This window comes from Chromohalobacter canadensis, assembly GCF_029544075.1.
Taxonomy (GTDB): domain Bacteria; phylum Pseudomonadota; class Gammaproteobacteria; order Pseudomonadales; family Halomonadaceae; genus Chromohalobacter; species Chromohalobacter canadensis_A.
The window spans coordinates 58,481-75,692 of record NZ_JAJQJH010000013.1 but is presented as its reverse complement, the minus strand read 5'-3'; the positions used below and the strand labels follow the sequence as shown (position 1 = coordinate 75,692).

21 protein-coding genes are annotated in these 17,212 nt (G+C 60.2%); 18 read left to right on the top strand and 3 right to left on the bottom strand.

Translation table 11 applies throughout. The features are described 5' to 3' along the window. Positions 1-8 precede the first annotated feature (8 nt). The 15 genes from rplE (at position 9) to rplQ (ending at position 7,854) form a co-directional block, all read left to right on the top strand. Positions 9-548, top strand: coding sequence for a 50S ribosomal protein L5 (gene rplE / locus LUN51_RS14285; protein WP_246894739.1), 540 nt, complete (start codon positions 9-11; stop codon positions 546-548). A 10-nt stretch (positions 549-558) separates the two neighbouring features. Next, complete coding sequence (rpsN, locus tag LUN51_RS14280; protein ID WP_040239397.1) at positions 559-864, top strand: 30S ribosomal protein S14; 306 nt, start codon at positions 559-561, stop codon at positions 862-864. Between the two features lie 28 nt (positions 865-892). Continuing rightward, positions 893-1,285, top strand: coding sequence for a 30S ribosomal protein S8 (gene rpsH, locus LUN51_RS14275; RefSeq protein WP_040239394.1), 393 nt, complete (start codon positions 893-895; stop codon positions 1,283-1,285). A 9-nt stretch (positions 1,286-1,294) separates the two neighbouring features. Beyond that, entirely contained in the window at positions 1,295-1,825 is a 531-nt protein-coding gene (rplF, locus tag LUN51_RS14270; RefSeq protein WP_075369412.1) for a 50S ribosomal protein L6, read from the top strand. Positions 1,826-1,834: 9 nt separating this feature from the next. Then, positions 1,835-2,185: a 50S ribosomal protein L18 gene (rplR, locus tag LUN51_RS14265; RefSeq protein WP_040239390.1), complete on the top strand. Its 351-nt coding sequence runs from the start codon at positions 1,835-1,837 to the stop codon at positions 2,183-2,185. 11 nt (positions 2,186-2,196) lie between these two features. Then, positions 2,197-2,697: a 30S ribosomal protein S5 gene (gene rpsE, locus LUN51_RS14260; protein WP_040239388.1), complete on the top strand. Its 501-nt coding sequence runs from the start codon at positions 2,197-2,199 to the stop codon at positions 2,695-2,697. Positions 2,698-2,703: 6 nt separating this feature from the next. Continuing rightward, positions 2,704-2,889, top strand: coding sequence for a 50S ribosomal protein L30 (gene rpmD, locus LUN51_RS14255; RefSeq protein ID WP_040239387.1), 186 nt, complete (start codon positions 2,704-2,706; stop codon positions 2,887-2,889). Positions 2,890-2,892: 3 nt separating this feature from the next. Then, the gene (gene rplO / locus LUN51_RS14250; protein ID WP_075369411.1) at positions 2,893-3,327 is read left to right on the top strand and encodes a 50S ribosomal protein L15; all 435 of its coding nucleotides are present in this window, start codon (positions 2,893-2,895) and stop codon (positions 3,325-3,327) included. Then, entirely contained in the window at positions 3,327-4,658 is a 1,332-nt protein-coding gene (gene secY, locus LUN51_RS14245; protein ID WP_040239383.1) for a preprotein translocase subunit SecY, read from the top strand. The genes rplO and secY overlap by 1 nt, the downstream gene beginning before the upstream one ends. 31 nt (positions 4,659-4,689) lie before the next feature. After that, positions 4,690-4,803 (top strand): 50S ribosomal protein L36, encoded by a 114-nt coding sequence (gene rpmJ, locus LUN51_RS14240; RefSeq protein WP_075369409.1) that lies wholly within the window; start codon positions 4,690-4,692, stop codon positions 4,801-4,803. Positions 4,804-4,925: 122 nt separating this feature from the next. Then, complete coding sequence (rpsM, locus tag LUN51_RS14235) at positions 4,926-5,282, top strand: 30S ribosomal protein S13 (protein ID WP_075369408.1); 357 nt, start codon at positions 4,926-4,928, stop codon at positions 5,280-5,282. A gap of 39 nt (positions 5,283-5,321) precedes the next feature. Continuing rightward, a complete protein-coding gene (rpsK, locus tag LUN51_RS14230; protein ID WP_011505752.1) occupies positions 5,322-5,708 on the top strand; it encodes a 30S ribosomal protein S11 in 387 nt (128 codons plus the stop codon). A gap of 12 nt (positions 5,709-5,720) precedes the next feature. Then, positions 5,721-6,341 carry a 30S ribosomal protein S4 gene (rpsD, locus tag LUN51_RS14225; RefSeq protein WP_040239375.1) on the top strand — a complete coding sequence of 207 codons (621 nt, stop codon included), beginning with the start codon at positions 5,721-5,723 and terminating at the stop codon, positions 6,339-6,341. Positions 6,342-6,432: 91 nt separating this feature from the next. Continuing rightward, positions 6,433-7,431 (top strand): DNA-directed RNA polymerase subunit alpha, encoded by a 999-nt coding sequence (locus LUN51_RS14220; protein ID WP_040239374.1) that lies wholly within the window; start codon positions 6,433-6,435, stop codon positions 7,429-7,431. A gap of 39 nt (positions 7,432-7,470) precedes the next feature. Next, a complete protein-coding gene (gene rplQ / locus LUN51_RS14215) occupies positions 7,471-7,854 on the top strand; it encodes a 50S ribosomal protein L17 (protein ID WP_040239371.1) in 384 nt (127 codons plus the stop codon). Positions 7,855-7,942: 88 nt separating this feature from the next. On the opposite strand, the gene uvrA is transcribed toward rplQ, so the two are convergent. After that, positions 7,943-10,813: an excinuclease ABC subunit UvrA gene (gene uvrA / locus LUN51_RS14210; RefSeq protein ID WP_277811769.1), complete on the bottom strand. Its 2,871-nt coding sequence runs from the start codon at positions 10,811-10,813 to the stop codon at positions 7,943-7,945. Positions 10,814-11,058: 245 nt separating this feature from the next. Here uvrA and LUN51_RS14205 point away from each other — a divergent pair, with 245 nt between their 5' ends. After that, positions 11,059-12,441, top strand: coding sequence for an MFS transporter (locus LUN51_RS14205; RefSeq protein ID WP_277811768.1), 1,383 nt, complete (start codon positions 11,059-11,061; stop codon positions 12,439-12,441). Between the two features lie 33 nt (positions 12,442-12,474). Next, positions 12,475-13,029, top strand: a complete 555-nt coding sequence (gene ssb, locus LUN51_RS14200) for a single-stranded DNA-binding protein (RefSeq protein ID WP_075369404.1) — start codon at positions 12,475-12,477, stop codon at positions 13,027-13,029. Positions 13,030-13,120: 91 nt separating this feature from the next. Here ssb and norR read toward each other — a convergent pair whose 3' ends face one another. Further along, positions 13,121-14,689, bottom strand: coding sequence for a nitric oxide reductase transcriptional regulator NorR (gene norR / locus LUN51_RS14195; protein WP_277811767.1), 1,569 nt, complete (start codon positions 14,687-14,689; stop codon positions 13,121-13,123). A gap of 251 nt (positions 14,690-14,940) precedes the next feature. Between norR and hmpA the strand changes: the two genes are divergently transcribed. Next, positions 14,941-16,122, top strand: a complete 1,182-nt coding sequence (hmpA, locus tag LUN51_RS14190; protein WP_277811766.1) for an NO-inducible flavohemoprotein — start codon at positions 14,941-14,943, stop codon at positions 16,120-16,122. Positions 16,123-16,278: 156 nt separating this feature from the next. On the opposite strand, the gene LUN51_RS14185 is transcribed toward hmpA, so the two are convergent. Further along, positions 16,279-17,073 carry a 2OG-Fe dioxygenase family protein gene (locus tag LUN51_RS14185; protein WP_040239360.1) on the bottom strand — a complete coding sequence of 265 codons (795 nt, stop codon included), beginning with the start codon at positions 17,071-17,073 and terminating at the stop codon, positions 16,279-16,281. Positions 17,074-17,212 lie beyond the last annotated feature (139 nt).

Sequence of the window (17,212 nt, the reverse complement as noted above, 5' to 3'; positions counted from 1 at the left end):
GTAGCAAAATGGCGAACTTGAAAGAACGTTATCAGAACGAGGTGGCAGCTCAGCTCCAAGAGCAGTTCAGCTACGCCAACGTGATGCAGATACCGCGGATCACCAAGGTGACCCTTAATATGGGCATCGGCGATGCGACCAGCGACAAGAAGCTGATCGACAACGCCGTCGGCGACCTGGAGAAACTCTCCGGTCAAAAGCCGGTAGTGACCAAGGCACGCAAGTCCATCGCAGGCTTCAAGGTCCGTGAGGGCTGGCCGATCGGTATCAAGGTGACTTTACGTCGCGAACGGATGTGGGATTTCCTCGATCGTCTCGTGAACGTCGCGATTCCGCGCGTTCGTGACTTTCGTGGTCTGAACCCCAAGTCCTTCGATGGTCGTGGCAACTACTCAATGGGTGTGCGTGAACAGATCATCTTCCCCGAGCTCGAATATGATAAGATTGATCGTATTCGCGGGTTGGATGTCACAGTCACCACTACTGCCAACACCGATGAAGAAGGCCGTGCGCTGCTGAGCGCGCTGAACTTCCCGTTCAAGAAATAAGGGTGGGATCATGGCAAAGAAAAGCATGATTGAGCGTGAGCTCAAGCGCGCGAAGCTGGTAGACAAGTACGCGGCCAAGCGTGCCGAGCTCAAGGCCGTCATCTATGACGTCAACGCTTCTGATGAAGAGCGCTTCGACGCCCAACTGAAACTTCAGGAGTTGCCGCGCGATTCCAGTCCGGTGCGTCAGCGTAATCGCTGCCGCGTGACCGGTCGCCCGCACGGCTTCTACAACAAGTTCGGCTTGGGCCGCAATAAACTGCGTGAAGCCGCCATGCGTGGCGACGTACCTGGGCTCAAGAAGTCCAGTTGGTAAGCTACGCGAGAATCAGGAGCGCAACGTAATGAGCATGCAAGATACTCTGGCGGATATGTTTACCCGTATCCGCAATGCGCAGATGGCCACCAAGGAGACGGTTTCCATGCCGTCTTCCAACCTCAAGGTCGAGGTGGCTCGCGTATTGAAGCAAGAGGGCTATATCCACGACTTCACTGTCACGGAAGGCGCCAAGCCCCAGCTGACCGTTACTCTCAAGTACTTCGAGGGTAAGCCGGTCATCGAGCACATCCAGCGCTTTTCCAAGCCGTCCCTGCGCTCTTACAAGGGCAAGGACACGCTGCCGAAAGTCGCGGATGGTCTGGGCATCGCGATCGTCACCACTTCTCAGGGCGTGATGACCGATCGTGCGGCGCGTCAGGCCGGTGTCGGTGGTGAAGTCATCTGCACCGTATTCTAGGAGTTTGGAATGTCCCGCGTAGCCAAATATCCGGTGAAACTGCCGAGTGGCGTCGAGGTCAAACTCGAGGCCAACAAGCTGACCGTCAAGGGCGGTCAGGGCACGCTCTCCATGACCGTGCATTCCGATGTCACTGTGGGCCAGGAAGAAGGCCAACTGACATTTAATCCGAGCGAGTCCGCCAAAAGCTGGGCGATGGTCGGAACCACCCGTGCGCTGGTACAGAACCTCGTTACCGGCGTTTCGGAAGGCTTTAGCAAGTCTCTCGAGATCAACGGTGTCGGTTACCGCGCGCAAGCAAGCGGCAACACACTCAACCTGACATTAGGCTTCTCGCACCCCGTCGAGTATACGCTGCCTGAAGGTGTGACGGCTGAAACGCCGAAGAACACCATTATCGTGCTGAAAAGCGCGGACAAGCAGAAGCTCGGCCAGGTCGCAGCGGAAATTCGTGCCTTCCGTCCGCCCGAGCCCTACAAGGGTAAGGGGATTCGGTATGGCGACGAAGAAGTCCGCCGCAAAGAAGCCAAGAAGAAGTAAGGCAGGGTTATGAACGCGAAGAAAGAATCTCGTCTCCGTCGTGCCCGCCGCGCTCGCGCCAAGATCCGCGAGCTTGGCGTGTCTCGCTTGTGCGTCAATCGCACGCCGCGCCACATCTACGCGCAGATCATTTCGCCGGATGGTGGCCAAGTACTGGCCAGCGCATCCACGCTCGATAAGAGCCTGCGTGAAGGATCCACGGGCAATGCGGACGCCGCCTCCAAGGTGGGCGCCCTGATTGCCGAACGCGCAAAGGAAGCGGGCATCACCGAGGTGGCCTTTGATCGTGCCGGGTTTAAATACCACGGTCGTATCAAGGCCCTGGCAGATGCCGCTCGTGAAGGCGGCCTGGAATTCTAAAGGGTTTTACGATGGCGAATAACGAACAGAAGGGCGGCGATCTGCAAGAGAAACTCGTGCAGGTAAACCGCGTCGCCAAGGTTGTGAAAGGTGGTCGTATTTTCGGCTTCACCGCACTGACCGTCGTTGGCGATGGCAACGGTCGCGTCGGCTTCGGCCGCGGCAAAGCACGTGAAGTGCCAGTCGCGATCCAGAAGGCGATGGACCAGGCTCGCCGCAACATGGTGAAGGTAAGTCTCAGTGGCTCTACGCTGCAGTACCCCACGAAGGCCCGTCATGGTGCCTCCAAGGTGTTCATGCAGCCGGCGTCTGAAGGTACCGGCATCATTGCTGGCGGTGCCATGCGCTCCGTACTCGAACTGGCAGGCGTCCATGACGTTCTCGCCAAGTGTTACGGTTCTACCAACCCGGTGAACGTGGTGCGCGCGACTATCAAAGGTCTCGCCGCCATGCAGTCTCCGGAGGATATTGCCGCTAAGCGTGGTATGTCCGTCGAAGAGCTCGCGGGGTAAGGCATCATGGCAGCAGCAACGATCAAGGTTACCCAGACTCGTAGTACCATCGGCATTTTGGAAAAGCACAAGGCCACTATTCGTGGCTTAGGGCTGCGCCGCATCGGTCACACGGTTGAGCTGGAAGACACCCCCGCCGTACGCGGTATGGTCAACAAGGTTAATTACCTTGTGCGTGTTGAGGGAGAGTAATCCATGAAACTCAATAGTCTGAGCCCAGCACTGGGCTCGAAGCACGCCGAGAAGCGCGTCGGTCGTGGCATCGGCTCCGGTCTGGGAAAGACCGGTGGCCGCGGCCACAAAGGCCAGAAGTCACGCTCCGGTGGGTCCGTGAAGCCCGGTTTCGAAGGCGGTCAGATGCCATTGCAGCGTCGTCTGCCGAAATACGGTTTCACGTCCATCAAGTCGCTGGCATCCGAAGAGGTGCGCGTGGCGGAGTTGGCGAAGATCGATGGTGATATCGTCGATCTGGATAGCCTTAAGAAAGCCAACGTACTCAAGGATAATACCAAGTACGCGAAGGTGATTCTCTCCGGTGAACTGAACAAAGCAGTCACGGTTCGTGGTCTCAAGGTCACCAAGGGTGCCCGTGGCGCGATCGAAGCTGCCGGTGGCAAGGTAGAGGACTAATGGCTAAGTCAGGAAACATGCCGGCCAGTGGAAGTGGTCTGAGTGAACTTTGGGCGCGTTTGCGTTTCGTGTTCATCGCCATCGTGGTGTACCGTATCGGTGCCCATATTCCGGTGCCTGGCATCAATCCTGACCAGCTTGCTGCCTTGTTCAGGGAAAATCAGGGCACCATCCTGGGCATGTTCAACATGTTTTCGGGTGGTGCGTTGTCGCGCATGAGTATTTTTGCGCTGGGGATCATGCCGTATATCTCCGCGTCGATCATCATGCAGCTCCTGACGGCGGTCTCGCCTCAGCTGGAACAGCTGAAGAAGGAAGGTGAGGCTGGCCGGCGCAAGATCAACCAGTACACGCGCTACGGTACGGTGCTGCTGGCATTGATCCAAGCGACCGGCATGGCAGTCGGTCTGGTCGGACAGGGCGTCGCCTATAGCGGCGATCTCAGCTTCTACTTCACAGCGATCGTGACGTTTGTCGCGGGTGCCGTGTTCCTGATGTGGCTGGGAGAGCAGATCACCGAAAAAGGTATTGGTAACGGCATTTCCCTTATCATCTTCGCGGGTATCGTGGCGGGTCTTCCGAGCGCTATCGGCCAGTCTTTCGAGCTGGCGCGAAACGATGGGGCCTGGAATATCTTGCCGTTGCTGTCGTTGGCAGTCCTGGGGATCGCGACCGTTGCATTCGTGGTCTTCATCGAGCGTGGCCAGCGACGGATCAAGGTGAATTATCCGCGTCGTCAGGTAGGCAACAAGATGTATGCCGGGCAGAGCAGCTATCTGCCGCTGAAGGTCAACATGGCCGGTGTCATTCCGCCGATCTTTGCCTCCAGTATCTTGCTGTTCCCGGCCTCGATTGGTCAGTGGATCGGTGATGGGCAGAACATGGCCTGGCTGCAGACGGTTTCGCAGGCACTTGGGCCGGGGCAGCCGCTGTACATCTTGCTTTTCGCGGCGGCGGTGCTATTCTTCTGCTTCTTTTACACGGCGTTGGTCTTCAATCCCAAGGATGTCGCCGACAACCTGAAGAAGTCGGGAGCGTTTCTACCGGGGATTCGTCCGGGCGAGCAAACGTCCCGCTATGTCGATAAGGTCATGACGCGTCTGACGCTTTTCGGCGCCTTGTACATCACCGCAGTTTCCCTGATGCCTCAGTTCCTCGTGGTGGCATGGCAAGTGCCTTTCTACTTTGGCGGTACTTCCTTGCTCATCGTGGTGGTGGTAGTCATGGACTTCATGGCCCAGGTGCAGTCGCATCTGATGTCGAATCAATATGAATCGGTGATGAAGAAGTCCAACCTGAAAGGCTATGGCAGCGGCGGTATCCTGCGTTAAACGAGCCCCGCTAGGTTTTTTGGAGAGAACGATGAAAGTTCGAGCTTCCGTCAAGAAAATGTGCCGTAACTGCAAGATCATTCGGCGCAATGGCGCGATTCGTGTCATCTGTAGCGAACCGCGGCATAAGCAGCGCCAGGGTTGATCCTGCGCTGACTTAAAAGCGGGTGTAGGCATACCCCTTGCCTCCTAGGAGGCAAAGGGGTATGCTATTGCGCCCTTATAGACGACTAAACGAGCAAGCCGCTCAACATTCGGAGTAAGCTGATGGCCCGTATTGCAGGCGTCAATATCCCGGACAATAAGCATGCGGCGATCTCGCTGACCTACATCTTCGGGATTGGCCGTACACGTGCGCAGGAAATCTGCGTCGCTACCGGCATCGCACCGACGACGAAAGTTCAGGAACTGTCCGCCGAAGAGGTGGATGTCCTGCGCAACGAAGTCGGCAAGTATACCGTTGAAGGCGATCTTCGCCGTGATACGACGCTTAACATCAAGCGTCTCATGGACTTGGGTTGCTATCGTGGTCTGCGTCATCGTCGTGGTCTTCCGCTGCGTGGTCAGCGTACCAAGACCAATGCGCGTACCCGTAAGGGACCGCGTAAGCCGATTCGCAAATAAAACGCACGTTCTGGCGTTAAGACAGGAATAGACATCAACATGGCTAACCCGCGTAGTAACCGTAAAAAGGTGAAAAAGCAGGTAGTGGATGCGGTTGCCCACATCCATGCCTCTTTTAACAACACGATCGTGACGATCACAGACCGCCAGGGCAATGCCCTTTCTTGGGCGACTGCCGGTGGTTCGGGTTTTCGTGGTTCTCGTAAGAGCACCCCGTTCGCTGCTCAAGTGGCAAGCGAACGTGCAGCGACCGCTGCAGCCGAGTATGGTGTGAAAAACGTCGACGTGCTGGTCAAGGGACCCGGTCCCGGCCGTGAATCCGCCGTGCGTGCGCTCAATGCTGCGGGTTTCCGCGTGCAGAGCATTACCGACGCGACGCCCGTTCCCCATAACGGCTGCCGTCCGCCGAAGAAACGCCGCGTTTAAGGAGACAGATTCATGGCACGTTATATTGGACCGAAGTGCAAACTGTCTCGTCGTGAAGGCACCGACCTCTTTCTAAAGAGCGGTGTTACTCCCTTCGAGAAAAAGTGCAAATCCGAGCAGATCCCGGGTGTCCACGGCCAGCGCCGTCAGCGTCTTTCCGACTACGGCTTGCAGCTTCGTGAGAAGCAGAAAGTACGCCGCATGTATGGCGTACTCGAGAAGCAGTTCCGCAACTACTACAAGGAAGCGGCCCGCCTCAAGGGCGCGACCGGTGAGTTGTTGTTGCAGCTTCTCGAATCCCGACTGGACAATGTCGTCTACCGTATGGGCTTCGGCTCCACGCGCTCAGAAGCGCGTCAGTTGGTCAGCCACAAGGCAATCGCCGTGAATGGCCGTAGCGTCAACGTGGCTTCCTATCAGGTCAAGCCGGGTGACGTGGTGTCCGTCCGTGAAAAGTCCAAGAACCAGGCGCGTATTCAAAACGCCCTGGGCATCGCCGCCAACCGTGGCGATGTGACTTGGATCGACGTCGACTCCAAGAAGATGGAAGGCACTTTCAAGGCTGTCCCGGAACGCGGCGACCTGTCTGCCGACATCAACGAAAACCTGATCGTCGAGCTGTACTCGAAGTAATCATGCAGCCACTGCGTGATGCCGCCAGGCCCCATGCCAGGGCCTGGTTTCGAGTACCGAGTATCCGTTTGGCAGCCTGAAAGGTGTTCTTATGCAGCGTTCAGTGACAGAGTTTCTCCGTCCTCGCGACATCAAGGTCGAAGAGATCAACGCGAATCATGCGAAGATCGTGCTCGAGCCGTTCGAGCGTGGTTTCGGCCATACCCTGGGGAATGCTCTGCGTCGCATCCTGCTGTCTTCCATGCCCGGTTGCGCCATTGTGGAAGCGGAGATTGAAGGCGTTCTACACGAGTACAGCGCCATCGAGGGCGTCCAAGAAGACGTCATCGAAATTCTCCTGAACCTCAAGGACGTCGCCATCAAGATGCATGGCCGTGACGAAGTGGTTCTGACGCTGAGCAAGCAGGGCCCGAGTGTGGTGACCGCGGGCGATATCGCCGTCGATCATGATGTCGACGTCATCAACCCGGATCACGTTATCGCGCACCTCAACGACAGCGGCGAGCTGAAAATGGAGCTCAAGGTGGTTCGCGGTCGTGGCTATGAGCCAGCGGATACCCGTGCTTCCGAGGAAGACGAATCGCGTGCGATCGGTCGCCTCCAGCTGGATGCGACTTTCAGCCCGGTGCGTCGTGTGTCTTACTCCGTTGAAGCCGCGCGTGTCGAGCAGCGTACCGATCTCGATAAGCTGATTATCGACTTGGAAACCGACGGCACCTTGGATCCGGAAGAGGCGATTCGCCGCAGCGCGACCATCCTGCAAGAGCAGCTGGGCGCGTTCGTCGACCTCGAAGCCGACAAGGAACAGGAAGTCGAAGAAGAAGAGGATCAGATCGATCCGATTCTACTGCGCCCCGTAGACGATCTCGAGTTGACCGTTCGCAGCGCCAACTGCTTGAAAGCCGAGAATATCTATTATATCGGTGATCTGATTCAGCGTACCGAAGTGGAGCTGTTGAAGACCCCGAACCTCGGCAAGAAGTCCTTGAACGAGATCAAGGATGTTCTGGCAGCGCGCGGTCTTTCCCTCGGCATGCGGCTGGAAAACTGGCCGCCGGCGAGCCTGAAGGACGACAAGGCCTCTGCGTGAGCGCCGACTCGAGTCCCAGTTTGGTAAGGAATTTCAACCATGCGTCATCGTAAGAGTGGTCGTCACCTCAATCGTACGAGCTCGCATCGCCATGCCATGTTCAAGAACATGTGTGTGTCGCTAGTCGAGCACGAAGTCATCAAGACTACCCTGCCCAAGGCCAAGGAGTTGCGGCGTCACGTCGAGCCGCTGATCACCCTGGCCAAGCAGGATAGCGTCGCCAACCGCCGTCTGGCCTTCAACCGTACCCGTTCCAAAGAAACGGTCGGTAAGCTCTTCAATGAGCTGGGCCCACGTTACGTCGAGCGCCCGGGCGGATATGTGCGTATTCTCAAGTGCGGTTTCCGCACCGGTGACAATGCGCCGATGGCTTATGTCGAGCTGGTCGACCGTCCGGTCGTAGAGGAAGCCGCCGAAGAGTAATCTTCGTTAGGCTTCGCCATCTCGGCACAATAAAGCCGGCCCCCTCGGGGCCGGCTTTTTTATGCGTCGTTGAGGGTCGGTATCCGGCTCAGGTCGCGGCAGTACTCGTGTCACGCGTTGCTTTGGCGGAGGTGCGCTTGGCCAGGATCGGCTCGAGGAAGCGCCCGGTGTGCGAGACATCCATCTTGGCGACTTGCTCCGGCGTGCCCTCGGCGATGATGCGTCCCCCGCCGGAGCCGCCCTCGGGGCCAAGATCGATGAGCCAGTCGGCGGTCTTGATTACGTCGAGATTGTGCTCGATGACCACGATGGTGTTGCCGTGATCGCGCAAGCGATGCAGCACCCCCAATAATTGCCGGATATCCTCGAAATGCAGGCCGGTAGTGGGTTCATCGAGAATGTAGAGCGTCTTGCCAGTATCGCGTTTGGCCAACTCGCGGGCGAGCTTGACGCGCTGTGCTTCCCCGCCGGAAAGGGTGGTCGCGCTTTGCCCCAAGCGCACGTATGACAGGCCAACGTCCATCAATGTCTGCAAGCGCCGTGCAAGAGCGGGGACCGGTGAGAAGAACTCCAACGCCTCCTCGATGGTCATTTCCAGGACCTCATGGATGTTCTTTCCCTTGTACTGGATCTCCAGGGTTTCGCGGTTATAGCGTTTGCCCTTGCAGACGTCGCAGGGGACGTAGATGTCGGGCAGGAAGTGCATCTCGACCTTGATCAGCCCCTCGCCCTGGCAGGCTTCGCAGCGCCCGCCCTTGACGTTGAAACTGAATCGCCCGGGTTTGTAGCCACGCGAGCGTGCCTCTTGAGTGCCCGCAAAGAGCTCTCGAATCGGTGTGAAAATGCCGGTATAGGTAGCTGGATTGGAGCGCGGCGTCCGCCCGATCGGGCTCTGATCGATGTCGATGACCTTGTCGAGCAACTCCAGCCCTTCGATGTGCTGATAAGGTGCGGGCGTGAGGCTCGTGGCGCGATTGAGTTCGCGCGTGGCGACGGGCATCAGTGTCGAATTGATCAGCGTCGACTTACCCGAGCCGGACACCCCCGTCACGCAGACGAAAAGGCCCAGGGGCAGCTCGAGCGTGACGTCCTGTAGGTTGTTACCGTTAGCGCCGGTGAGGCGCAGCATCTTCTCTGGATTGCCGGGGATACGGTACGGGGGCATCTCAATGCGCCGTCGATCCGACAGGTACTGGCCGGTCAGCGAAGCTTCGCATTGGGTTATCTGCTCGGGGGTACCCTGGGCGACGATACGACCGCCGTGCACACCTGCGCCGGGGCCGATGTCGAGCACGTGATCCGCCGCGCGGATCGCCTCCTCGTCGTGCTCGACGACGATGACCGTATTGCCAAGATCGCGAAGATGCTCGAGCGTCTGAAGCAACCGGTCGTTGTCGCGCTGATGCAGACCGATGGACGGTTCATCGAGGATGTACATGACCCCGACCAGCCCCGCGCCGATCTGGCTGGCCAGGCGAATGCGCTGTGCCTCGCCGCCGGAGAGGGTGTCGGCGCTGCGTTCCAATGTCAGGTAGTCGAGCCCCACATTGACCAGGAATTCTAGGCGCGAGTGGATCTCGTGGAGGATCTTCGCGGCGATTTCACCCTTGCGTCCGGGCAGTTCCAGCGCCACGAAGTAATGCCAAGCCTCGCCGATGGGCAGTTGCGAGACCTCGGGGAGTGGACGCCCGTCAATATACACATGGCGGGCCTCCTTGCGTAGCCGGGTCCCTTGGCAGGACGGGCAGGACCGCACCGCCAGATGCTTGGCGAGGTCTTCGCGCACCATGCTCGACTCGGTTTCACGGTAACGCCGCTCCATGTTGGGAAGGACGCCCTCGAAGGCATGTTCGCGTTTGACCTTGCGGCCTCGATCGTTGACATAGCTGAAAGCGATCTGATCCTGCCCGCTACCGTGCAACACCACGTCGCGCTCGTGTCGGGCAAGGTCCTGCCAGGGTGTTTCCAGCGCGAAACGATAGTGCTCGGCGACCGCCTGCAACTGGTTGAAGTAATACACGCTACGCCGATCCCAGCCCTTGATAGCGCCCTCGGCCAGCGACAACTCGGGATGGCTGATCAGCTTATCGGGATCGAAATACTGCCGCACACCGAGGCCGTCGCAGGTCGGGCAAGCACCAGCGGGGTTGTTGAACGAGAACAGCCGCGGCTCAAGCTCGGCGATAGAGTAGCCGCACACCGGGCAAGCGAAGCGTGCCGAAAAGACGATGTCGTCGCGCGCGCCATCCATATCGTGAAGGATGGCGATGCCGTCGGACAGGCCGAGCGCAGTTTCAAACGACTCGGCCAGGCGCAGAGCTAGCCCATCGCGTACCTTGATACGATCCACCACCACGCTGATGTCGTGTTTCTTGTTCTTGTCGAGCGGACCAAGCTCGTCGAGTTCCACGGCCTGACCGTCGACCATGGCGCGAACGTAGCCTTGGGAGCGCAGCTCGGCCAGTAGTTGCTGGTGCTCGCCCTTGCGGCCACTAATGACCGGCGCCAGCAGCATCAGCTTGCTGCCTTCGGGCAATGCCAAAGCCTGGTCGACCATTTGCGAGACGGTTTGTGCTTCGAGATCGATGTCGTGGTCGGGGCAGCGTGGCGTCCCCGCGCGGGCATAGAGTAGGCGCAGGTAATCGTGAATCTCGGTGATCGTACCGACCGTCGAGCGTGGGTTGTGGGACGTCGATTTCTGCTCGATGGAAATCGCTGGCGAGAGCCCTTCGATGTGGTCGACATCGGGCTTTTCCATCATCGACAGGAATTGGCGGGCGTAGGTGGAGAGAGACTCCACATAGCGGCGCTGCCCCTCGGCGTAGAGGGTGTCGAAGGCCAGCGATGACTTGCCGGAACCGGACAAGCCGGTAACGACGATCAGCTTGTTGCGCGGTAGTTCGACGTCAATGTTCTGCAAATTGTGGGTGCGTGCACCCCTGACCAGAATTCTGTCCATGCCCACCTCGTGCCGGTTGCGCCGTGGCGGTGGCGCGGTCAAAGGATCGATTATAGAGGGTGCAGTGGAGTCCGAGCAAAGCGCGTCCTTTCCTTGACAGGCAGGCAGTCGGTAAAATGCGCTGGGTCGGTGGCTGCGCGCGTGCGAGACGCCGAGGGTGTTGGTTCGTCACGGCCCCCGCGGCAAGGCCTCGCGGGCCGGTTTCGGTATCGAACGTTTCTTCTCTTCAACGACGCGACTCAATCATGTCTTCATCATTGCTTCACACCGAGCGGCGTGCCATTTTCGGCCTCGCCAGCTTATATGCGACGCGCATGCTCGGGCTTTTCATGGTATTGCCGGTTCTGGCGCTGTATGCCGAGGACCTGGATGGCGCGACTCCCTTGCTGGTGGGAATGGCGCTGGGCGGTTACGGCCTGACACAGGCGATTCTACAAATCCCCTTCGGGCTGCTGTCGGATCGGTTCGGCCGCAAGCTCATCATCAGCATCGGACTCTTGTTGTTTCTGCTAGGGAGTGTTGTCGCCGCCCAGGCGACTTCGATCGGCTGGGTGATTGTCGGGCGCTGCCTGCAAGGCAGCGGCGCGGTCGCCGGTGCGATTATGGCGCTGCTGGCCGATCAGACCCGTGAAGAGGTGCGTACGGCGGCGATGGCGACCATCGGGCTGTCGATCGGCATCGCGTTTGGCGTGGCGATGGTCGTGGGCCCCTTGGTCGCCGACCCTTTCGGTCTGGCCGGTGTATTTTGGTTCACGGCTGTACTCGCGGCGGTAGGACTGCTGGTGCTGTGGCGCTTGGTGCCGCGTGCACCACGCTTGGTGTCGCATCGCGATGTAGGGCTCGACCGCTCCCAGCTCCGCGCGATGTTGGTGCGGCGTGATCTGTTGCGCCTGGATTTCTCGATCTTCGCCCTGCACGCTATTCTGACCGCCTGCTTCGTGGCTGTGCCTTTTCGCCTGGAAGCCTTGGGCATTGCGCCGGCGCATCACGGCTGGGTATATCTGCCGATCATGGCGCTAGCCTTCGTGGCCATGGTGCCGCTGGTGATCGTGGCCGAAAAGTACCGCAAAATGAAACCGGTCTTCATCGGCGCCGTGGCGTGGCTAACGCTGTGCCTGGCGGGGCTGGTGGAGTTTTCCGATGGACGCTGGGCGTTGTTCTCACTGCTCTGGGGCTTCTTCGTGGCCTTCAACTTGTTGGAGGCCACGCTGCCGTCGATGATCAGTAAGTTGGCCCCGGCGGGCGCCAAGGGTACGGCGATGGGCGTGTACTCCACCAGTCAGTTTCTGGGGGCCTTTCTGGGCGGAACGGCCGGGGGCTTTCTCTCCCAACATTTCGGCCTGGATGCGGTCTTTCTGGGCGCGACGTTACTGGGTGCGGTATGGTTGGCGATTGTCTGGAAGATGCCGGCCCCTCGCCATCTCTCGAGCGAGATCGTCGCCCTGGACGAGCGCTCGATGGGCACGATGGATACACTGATGGATCGCTTTGCCGCCGTGGCCGGTGTCGAGGATGTCATGGTGGTGCCCGACGAGCGTGTCGCCTACCTCAAGGTCGACCGCCAGCGGCTGGATTCCGAGGCGCTGGAACGCGTCCTCGGCTCCCAGCGAGATCACAAGAGCGCCTGATAACGGGCGCGAGACTATTTCAAGGAGACTCACATGGCGCGCGGCGTGAACAAGGTCATCCTGATCGGCAATCTCGGTCAGGATCCAGAAGTCCGCTTTCTGCCTTCCGGCAATCCGGTGTGCAATCTACGCATCGCCACTACCGATACCTGGACCGACCGCCAGAGCGGTCAGCGCCAGGAGCGTACGGAATGGCACACGGTGGTGATGTTCAACAAGCTGGCGGAAATCGCCCAGCAGTACGTGAAGAAAGGCTCGCGTATCTATGTCGAGGGCCGCCTGCAGACGCGCAAGTGGCAGGGCCAGGACGGCCAGGATCGGTACTCTACCGAGATCGTCGCCAACGACATGCAGATGCTCGACTCGCGTAGCGGCCAGGGTGGCGGCGACTATGCTCAGCCCTCGCAAAATGCGCCTCAGCAAGGTGGTGCGGCGCAGCAGGGCAGCTACGGCCAGCCACAGGGTGGCCCGCCTCCGCAGCAGCAGGCACCTCAGCAACAGCCGCCCCAGCAGGGTGGGCAGCAAGGTAATTACGGCGCTCCCAACCCCGGCAACTTCGATGACTTCGACGACGAAATCCCGTTCTGACGTTTGCCGAAGATGGAAGCGTGATGTGTAACCTATAAAGCCCCGACATTCGGGGCTTTATAGGTAAAGGGGTCAGCCCAGTCGGTAATGCTTAAGGTTTAAGCCCCAGGCGTTTACCCAGACGGTGCAGATTGCCGCTATCCGTTCCCAAGGTTCGCGCGGTAGCGGCCCAGTTGCCATCGTGTACCTCCAGTGCGTGGGCGATATGCCGGCGCTGGAAGTCCTCGACGGCTTCGCGTAGCGGCACGGGGGGCGCGGGGTGCGTTTCGGGTACTGTGGGTTCGGAAGAAGTGGTGTCGTCGGCGGGCGTTGTCGGCAGTTCCAAGTGATGCGCGGCGATGCGGACTACGGCATTGCGACGCGCGTCCTGCCCTGCAGGAGACTGGTCTCCGAAGGCACGTAGCGCGGCACGTCCCAGGGTATGCTCCAGTTCGCGGATGTTCCCTGGCCACGGCCAGGACAGTAGGGCGTGTTCGGCCGCGAGGTCGAGGCGCAGATTGGCGAGCCCCAGGCGAATGCGGTTGTCCTCCAGGAAGCCACCGGCCAGCAGCGGCACATCCTCGCGACGCTCCCGCAGGGGCGGGGCCTGCAAGGGGAAGACGCTCAGACGGTGGTAGAGGTCTTCGCGGAAGCGCCCGGCGGCGACCTCCTGGCTCAGGTCGCGATTGGTGACCGCGACCAGGCGCACGTTGACGCGCTGCGGGGTTTCGCTTCCCAGCGGCTGAATCTCGCCTTCCTGCAGCACGCGCAGTAGCTTGGGCTGCATGGCCAACGGTAGTTCACCGATTTCGTCGAGCATCAGCGTGCCGTCGTGGGCCATGGCGAAATGGCCGCGATGATCGCGGACGGCCCCGGAAAACGCGCCGCGCCGATGGCCGAAGAGTTCACTTTCAATCAGCGACTCGGGCAGGGCCGCGCAATTGACGCGTACTAGTGGCCCCTCGCGACGTGCGGAAAGCGCATGCACGCGGCGGGCGATACGCTCCTTGCCGACCCCGGTCTCGCCATGCAACAGCACGCTCATGTCGGTGGGCGCCACCAGGGCGAGGCTTTCCTCCAACCGCCGCATGGCAGGACTCTGCCAATCGGGCGTGCTGTGACGCGGTGCGTCCTGATCGGTGAAGTGCTGGTCGAGTGCCTGATTGAGGCGCGAACGGGTATCGCTGAGCTGCTGTGCGAGACGCAGGCAGGTCGCCAACAGGCCCGCCGCGGCCAACAGTTCGTCATCATCGACGGTGGCCAGGCAACCCGGCGTCAGGGCATCCAGCGTCAGCATGCCGAGCAGTCGGTCGCCATCGCGCAGGGCCACGCCCATGCAGTCATGCACATGGCTCAAGGTGTCGTCGAGCAGACCATCGAAGGGATCGGGCAACGGCGAATCTAGCGGGAAGCGGCACACGCCGGGATGCGCGGCGATTGCGGCTAGACGCGGGTGCGCGGTCAGGCTAAAGCGGCGTCCGCGGACTTCGTCGTCTAGGCCTAGCACGGCCACGGGCTGCAGGCCGTCGTCGTGAGCGACCATCAACGTGCTGGCATCGGCGGGATAATCGCCGACCAGCGCGGCGAGCAGCTTTGCCCAGCGCTCGGGCAGAGCGTCGCTGCCACGCCCGACGCTGAGATCGGCGAGTAGGTCGCGCAGGGTGTGCAAGAAGACTGTCATTTGGACATTCTCTTTCGAGCAAATTGTCATAGTGACATGCGATGTGGGTGTTATTTTGACAGTCATTACGCCGAGGGCAAGTGCTCGTCGTCTACTGGGCTGCGCCCTGAAGTTTCTGCAACGCGGCAACCACGCGGTCTCGACAGGCACTGGCGTGGCACAATGTCGCGGACACGGCTAAATGAGCCGAGTTGGCACTCCGATTGCGATAGCAGGGGCACACACTTGAACGCCTATCGCGAGGAGACATCATGCTGACATCCGCCCAGGAGTCCGTAATCGCCGCCACTACACCGGTGGTTGCCGAACACATCGAAGCCATCGCCAAGCGCTTTTACCCGTTGATGTTTGCGCGTTATCCCGAGGTGAAGACGTTGTTCAACGCCGCGCACCAGCAAAGCGGTGGACAGCCTCGCGCGCTGGCGGGCGCCGTCGTTGCCTATGTACAACTGCGGCACGAGCCTGAACGTCTCGACGATGTGCTGGGTATCATCGTCGACAAGCACGTCTCGCTGGGCATTCGTCCCGAGCACTATCCCATCGTCGGCGAATGTCTGATGGTGGCGATCGGCGAGGAACTGGGCGAGGCAGTAACGGAGGAGGTCGCCGATGCCTGGAGCGCGCTTTATGAGGAACTGGCGGGGCTGCTGATCGAGAAGGAGGCACGTCGCTATCACGACTTCGCCACCCAGCCTGGTGGTTGGGACGGCACCCGTGAGTTCCGCATTGTCGCCAAGCATCCCGAGAGCGCCGTCATCACTTCCTTCGAGCTGGCGCCGGTAGATGGCGGTGCGGTCGCTGAGCATCGCCCGGGACAGTATATTGGCCTCAAACTGGCCATCGACGGCGACACCGTGCATCGCCACTACAGCCTCTCGGCGGCGCCCAATGGTCGGACCTATCGGATCTCCATCAAGCGCGAGGAGGGTGGCCAGGTCAGTCGCCATTTTCATGACCGCCTGGCGGTGGGCGACACCCTGGAGCTGCTACCGCCGGCGGGGCATTTGACCCTGGCCGCAGGCGACACGCCGGTGATGCTGATCAGTGGTGGCGTGGGGCAGACACCGATGCTGCCGCTGGCACGGCAGGCGCTCGAGGAAGGACGCCGGGTCGTCTACCTGCATGCGGCACGCGACGGTGCGGTGCGTGCGTTTGCCGACGAGCTGGAGGAGTTACGCAAGGCGTTTCCGGCGTTGCTGCAAGTGGCCACCGTCTATTCGCAACCGCGCCCGGAGGACTCCCCTGATCACGTTGGCCGTGTGGATGCCGCGCTGCTGGCGGACTACGCCCCGCGTGACGCGCAGTACTATACGGTGGGGCCGGCGGACTTCATGCGCTGCGTCGATGTGGCGCTGGAAACGCTCGGCGTCGCGGCCAGCCGGCGCCATCATGAATTCTTCGGGCCTGCCGAGTCGTTGGCACGCGTCGCCTGAGACGCCGTGTCGATGACCGAAACGCCACGCCATTCGGCGTGGCGTTTTGCGTTGTGCGCCAGGCATGACATGCAGCGCCTGACTGGCGCTTTTATCTAGGGAAGAGGCGCCGGAGACGAACTCCGGCGCCGACCCGTTTGGGATTTGCGGTGAATCTTAGCGGGTCTCGTTGAGCACCGCCTCGGGAAAGTGCCGACGCAGGATTTGGTTCTGAAACGGATCCACGAAGCGGCTGTTGATGATGATGATGAAGCGCTCGAAGGGCGCGCCGGCATCTTCCTGGTGGATACCGTCCACGCTATGAAAGAGACGGTCATCACGCAGGTGGAGGATATCGCCCGGGGCGAGGGTCGTGTCGGCCACGGGGAAAGTGCCCGCCTTGTCGGCATACAGGTGGTTATCGCCCCCGCCGACATTGTGGCGACTTAACACCAGGATGCTCAGCGCCTTGCATCCGTCGGCATGAATCCCCTGTCCCTGCAGGGGATCGATCATGCCTTCTCCACGAACGCCGGTTATCTGCATCAGGATAGGTTCGTTGGGTTTCAGGTCCCAGAGCCGCGCCCAGGCACGCACGAAGGCCTTCACGTCCGGTCGGGCCATGAACGCCGGCGTCAGCGGCTCATAGTAGCGCAGGCGGTCTGCCATGCTCTCCGCATCATTAAAGGTGCCGCCCTGAGCCATGGGGCAATGGCCCATATCGACGACGTCGTCACGTTCATCCAGCGTCAGCCAGGACATACGTTTCCAGCGACGATTGACATAGGGGTCCCGGGGCAAGTCGGCGGTGAATGCCTGCCAAGCCTTGAGGTCTACTCGGGAACGCACCTCGGTTTTGCTCCAGTCCTGCTGGTTCAGGGCTTGGTGAATCGTCGGCGACCAGTAGTCGGCGAGCGGATCGGAGGGTATGGTGCTGGAATTGAAGCCACGCTTGAGGGTGTCGAGTTTCATTGAGATCTTCTCCATTGATATATGGGGCGAGATTGCCCGATATCGTCCGGGCAACCTTCGGAAAGGAGAATATCTGCAGCGAAATATCAAAAAAGGTATAAAGATTGTTGTATTACGTTGATTTTGATCACGGTTCGTG

Coding starts and splice junctions, on each gene's coding strand:
- rplE (WP_246894739.1), top strand. CDS start 9: ATGGCGAACTTGAAAGAACGTTATCAGAACGAGGTGGCAGCTCAGCTC.
- rpsN (WP_040239397.1), top strand. CDS start 559: ATGGCAAAGAAAAGCATGATTGAGCGTGAGCTCAAGCGCGCGAAGCTG.
- rpsH (WP_040239394.1), top strand. CDS start 893: ATGAGCATGCAAGATACTCTGGCGGATATGTTTACCCGTATCCGCAAT.
- rplF (WP_075369412.1), top strand. CDS start 1,295: ATGTCCCGCGTAGCCAAATATCCGGTGAAACTGCCGAGTGGCGTCGAG.
- rplR (WP_040239390.1), top strand. CDS start 1,835: ATGAACGCGAAGAAAGAATCTCGTCTCCGTCGTGCCCGCCGCGCTCGC.
- rpsE (WP_040239388.1), top strand. CDS start 2,197: ATGGCGAATAACGAACAGAAGGGCGGCGATCTGCAAGAGAAACTCGTG.
- rpmD (WP_040239387.1), top strand. CDS start 2,704: ATGGCAGCAGCAACGATCAAGGTTACCCAGACTCGTAGTACCATCGGC.
- rplO (WP_075369411.1), top strand. CDS start 2,893: ATGAAACTCAATAGTCTGAGCCCAGCACTGGGCTCGAAGCACGCCGAG.
- secY (WP_040239383.1), top strand. CDS start 3,327: ATGGCTAAGTCAGGAAACATGCCGGCCAGTGGAAGTGGTCTGAGTGAA.
- rpmJ (WP_075369409.1), top strand. CDS start 4,690: ATGAAAGTTCGAGCTTCCGTCAAGAAAATGTGCCGTAACTGCAAGATC.
- rpsM (WP_075369408.1), top strand. CDS start 4,926: ATGGCCCGTATTGCAGGCGTCAATATCCCGGACAATAAGCATGCGGCG.
- rpsK (WP_011505752.1), top strand. CDS start 5,322: ATGGCTAACCCGCGTAGTAACCGTAAAAAGGTGAAAAAGCAGGTAGTG.
- rpsD (WP_040239375.1), top strand. CDS start 5,721: ATGGCACGTTATATTGGACCGAAGTGCAAACTGTCTCGTCGTGAAGGC.
- LUN51_RS14220 (WP_040239374.1), top strand. CDS start 6,433: ATGCAGCGTTCAGTGACAGAGTTTCTCCGTCCTCGCGACATCAAGGTC.
- rplQ (WP_040239371.1), top strand. CDS start 7,471: ATGCGTCATCGTAAGAGTGGTCGTCACCTCAATCGTACGAGCTCGCAT.
- uvrA (WP_277811769.1), bottom strand. CDS start 10,813: ATGGACAGAATTCTGGTCAGGGGTGCACGCACCCACAATTTGCAGAAC.
- LUN51_RS14205 (WP_277811768.1), top strand. CDS start 11,059: ATGTCTTCATCATTGCTTCACACCGAGCGGCGTGCCATTTTCGGCCTC.
- ssb (WP_075369404.1), top strand. CDS start 12,475: ATGGCGCGCGGCGTGAACAAGGTCATCCTGATCGGCAATCTCGGTCAG.
- norR (WP_277811767.1), bottom strand. CDS start 14,689: ATGACAGTCTTCTTGCACACCCTGCGCGACCTACTCGCCGATCTCAGC.
- hmpA (WP_277811766.1), top strand. CDS start 14,941: ATGCTGACATCCGCCCAGGAGTCCGTAATCGCCGCCACTACACCGGTG.
- LUN51_RS14185 (WP_040239360.1), bottom strand. CDS start 17,073: ATGAAACTCGACACCCTCAAGCGTGGCTTCAATTCCAGCACCATACCC.